This window comes from Candidatus Phytoplasma stylosanthis (assembly GCF_032886435.1).
In the GTDB taxonomy this organism is placed as follows: Bacteria; Bacillota_I; Bacilli_A; order Acholeplasmatales; family Acholeplasmataceae; genus Phytoplasma; species Phytoplasma stylosanthis.
The window spans coordinates 1-3,169 of record NZ_JAUZJP010000027.1 but is presented as its reverse complement, the minus strand read 5'-3'; the positions used below and the strand labels follow the sequence as shown (position 1 = coordinate 3,169).

The window sequence follows — 3,169 nt, the reverse complement described above, 5'->3', positions numbered from 1 at the left end:
TTATTAAAAACATACCTAAACAACTAATCAAAAAGAATGGTAAAAGATGTAATTTTTTTTTTATTTGCATCATTTTAACTTATAACTCCTTTTGTTATTTATCCCTCAGCTGAGGTGATTTCGTAGAGTTCGTTTAATTGAGAATAAATTAAATTTTTAAATTCTTTTTCGGATCTTTCATAACTTTTTTCTGAATCTTTTTTTAATCCTTCAGCACGAGTTAACATATCTTGGTATTTTTCTTGTTTATTTTCTAATTTACCAATTTGAATATTAATATATTTTATTTCAACAACTATTTCTAAAATTTCAGCTTGGAGTTTTTTAATTTGGGTTTCGTTAGCTTTTCTATCAATTTTTAATCTATTAAGTTCTTTTTCTTTAGTTTCTAGTTGTATTTTTAATGGGGTTTTTTTGTTTTCCCAAGATTTTATTTCTGAAGGAATACTATTTAATTGTGATTGGTATTCATCACATTCATTTTGATTTTCATCTATCCATGTTTTTTGTTCTTTTAATAAATCTAATGATGATTGCCAACTCTTTTTAAGTTCATTAATTTCTTCTTGTTCTCGTTCTGATAAATCGGTTGGTAATAAAGTAGAGTTAATAGGTTCTGTAAAAAGATAATTTTTAATTTGTTCCAAACGTGCATTAGTTGTTTTGAATTTTGGTTTTTCTTCTTCCACAGAACGTTTTGGTCTAGGCGAAGTTGGCATTTCTTCTGAAAACAATGGTTCTGTTGTTGTTTCTGATTCAGATACTAATGATGTTTCTTTTTGATTTTTAAAATAAAAATAACATCCACCAAGTCCGATACTAATAAAAATAAAAATTAAAAGCCAATTTTTTTGATTCATAAATAAAATAATCTTTCTTAATAATAAATTAATAAAAAATTTTTTTGTTATTTATTTTTATACAATTTCGTAGAGTTCGTTTAATTGCGAGATAATTAAATTTTTATCTTTTTTTTCAGTTTCAGTTATTTTATATCGTTCTTCTAAATCTTTTTTTAATTTTTTGGCACGATTTAAAATATTTTGATACATTTCTTGGTCTGCTTGTAAGTTCTTAATTTCATTTTTGATTTTACCAATTTTACCAACTATTCCTAATATTTCTTCGTTCAGTTTGTCAATTTTATTTTCGTTAGTTTTTCTATCAATTTTTAATCCATCAAGTTCTTTTTCTTTGGTTTTTAGTTGTTCTTCTAATTTTAATTTTTGTTGTTCCAAAGATGTTATTTTTGGAAGAATAAGATTTAATCGAGATTGGTGTTCATCACATTTATTTTGTTCTTTGACAATTACACCTTTTTTTCTGTTTAAATAACCCAAACTTAATCCCCAACTCTTTTTAAGTTTATTGATTTCCTCTATTTCTCTGTTTAATAAATCTGATGGTAAGTAAGAAAGATTAGCATTTTCTGTAAAAAGATAATTTTTAATCTTTTCTAAACGAGCATTAGTTGTTTTGATTTTTGGTTTTTCTTCTTCCAAAGAACGTTTAGGTCTTGGAATGGTTGGTGTTTCTTCAGAAGATAATGGTTCTGTTGTTGGTTCTGATTCGGATACTAATGATGTTTCTTTTTGATTTTCGAAATAAAAATAACAACCAGCAAGCCCAATACTAATAAAAATGAAAATTAAAAGCCATTTTTTTTGATTCATAAATTATATGTACTTTATTAATAATAGTGATAATTAAATATAATAAATTATCATTGCTTTTTTATACTATGTCGTAGAGGTTATTAAGTGAGTTTAAGATATCGTTTTTGTATTCTGATTGGCTGTCGTTATATTGTTCTTCCAACATTTTTTTAAAATTTTCAGAACCAGCTACACCATATAATAATTCTTGGTATTTTTCTTGGGTTTCTTCTAAATCTTTGATTTGATTTTCAACATCTTCAATTTTTTCGATTATTTTTTTTATTTCATCTTGGAGTTTTTCTATTTTATCTTCGTTATTATCTTTTCTATCAATTTCTCCTTCTTTTTTGTATTTTTGTTGTTCTAATGATGATAATTGTGATTTTTTAGAATCTATTTGAAGTTGAATCAAAGCCAGTTGGTTTTTGTGTTCATCACATTTTTTTTGTTCTTCATTAATTTTATTTTTGTCTTTTTCTAATAATTCTAAATAATATTTATAACTATTTTTAAGTTTATTGATTTCCTCTTTTTCTTGTTCTAATAAATCCGATGGTAAGTAAGAAAGATCAGAGTTTTCTGTAAAAAGATAATTTTTAATCTTTTCTAAACGAGCAGCAGTTATTTTAATTTTAGGTTGATTAGGTTTCATAGAACGTTTTGGTCTGGCAGGAGCAGGGGTTTCATTAGGTTGTAATGTTTCTGATGGTGATGCTGGTTTAGATAACAGGATTGGGTGTGACCCATCAAAACGTAACTGACTCTAAACGAAAAAATAAAGTCAAATTGTTTACTAAAAAAACAGTTTGACTTTTTTCTTTTGGAGTCAAACGGAAAGAGAGTTTCATAAAAAATGGAAAAATATTTATATGGTTTAAAAGAAATTATTAATCATTTGATGATTAAAGAAAGAAGAGAATGGAAAATTTTATTGTGTTCTCAAAGCACTAATTATAATTTGGCTTTAGCTATTTTATATTTAAATTACCAAGATGTCGGAACTTTGGAAATGATCTTCCAAGAAATGTCACATCCTCCTTTTCAAATCAAACTTAATCCTGCTTTAACCAAAAATTATCAATTTTATCCAGAAGAAAAGAAATTAGAAGTAAAAGAATTATTTCTTCATCCTTTCGCGAAGATGCTTCAAAAAGAGGAAGAAAAGATTTGGGGTCCTTTTCAAGAAGATGGAAAGAAAATTTCTTACTTTGGGTTAGGAGATAAATAAAAATGAGTAATTTAATGAATAATTTATTAAACCAAATCCAAAAGAAAATGAAAAATTATCCCGAAACAAAAGATTTAGTTTATGGAAAAGATTATAGAGAAGAAGATTTAATTGAACTTGATCAATATTTAACAGAAAAAGAACATCCTCATCCAAAACTGCTTTTACAAAAGGTTTTGGTTATTCAACCTCATTTTCAAATTCGTTATCGAAAAACGGAATTAGCTCTTGCTTTAGATTATCAAAATAAAATTTTGGATTATCATCTTCTTTTTAAACAAGA

General features: G+C 25.5%; 5 protein-coding genes. 2 read left to right on the top strand and 3 right to left on the bottom strand.

The features are described 5' to 3' along the window. Positions 1-98 precede the first annotated feature (98 nt). From Q8777_RS02475 to Q8777_RS02465, 3 genes are all read right to left on the bottom strand, one after another. Positions 99-860 carry an effector gene (locus tag Q8777_RS02475; RefSeq protein WP_318749478.1) on the bottom strand — a complete coding sequence of 254 codons (762 nt, stop codon included), beginning with the start codon at positions 858-860 and terminating at the stop codon, positions 99-101. Between the two features lie 57 nt (positions 861-917). Next, positions 918-1,673 carry an effector gene (locus Q8777_RS02470; RefSeq protein WP_318676405.1) on the bottom strand — a complete coding sequence of 252 codons (756 nt, stop codon included), beginning with the start codon at positions 1,671-1,673 and terminating at the stop codon, positions 918-920. A gap of 61 nt (positions 1,674-1,734) precedes the next feature. Continuing rightward, on the bottom strand, positions 1,735-2,310 hold the full coding sequence (locus tag Q8777_RS02465) for a hypothetical protein (protein WP_318749477.1): 576 nt from the start codon (positions 2,308-2,310) through the stop codon (positions 1,735-1,737). A gap of 201 nt (positions 2,311-2,511) precedes the next feature. Here Q8777_RS02465 and Q8777_RS02460 point away from each other — a divergent pair, with 201 nt between their 5' ends. Continuing rightward, a complete protein-coding gene (locus Q8777_RS02460; protein WP_318749476.1) occupies positions 2,512-2,886 on the top strand; it encodes a hypothetical protein in 375 nt (124 codons plus the stop codon). Between the two features lie 2 nt (positions 2,887-2,888). Then, positions 2,889-3,169: hypothetical protein (locus tag Q8777_RS02455; protein ID WP_318749475.1), on the top strand; the 281-nt coding region annotated here is incomplete at its 3' end.

Bases quoted from the DNA above. Each gene is read 5' to 3' on its own strand.
- Q8777_RS02475 (WP_318749478.1), bottom strand. From the start codon at position 860: ATGAATCAAAAAAATTGGCTTTTAATTTTTATTTTTATTAGTATCGGA.
- Q8777_RS02470 (WP_318676405.1), bottom strand. From the start codon at position 1,673: ATGAATCAAAAAAAATGGCTTTTAATTTTCATTTTTATTAGTATTGGG.
- Q8777_RS02465 (WP_318749477.1), bottom strand. From the start codon at position 2,310: ATGAAACCTAATCAACCTAAAATTAAAATAACTGCTGCTCGTTTAGAA.
- Q8777_RS02460 (WP_318749476.1), top strand. From the start codon at position 2,512: ATGGAAAAATATTTATATGGTTTAAAAGAAATTATTAATCATTTGATG.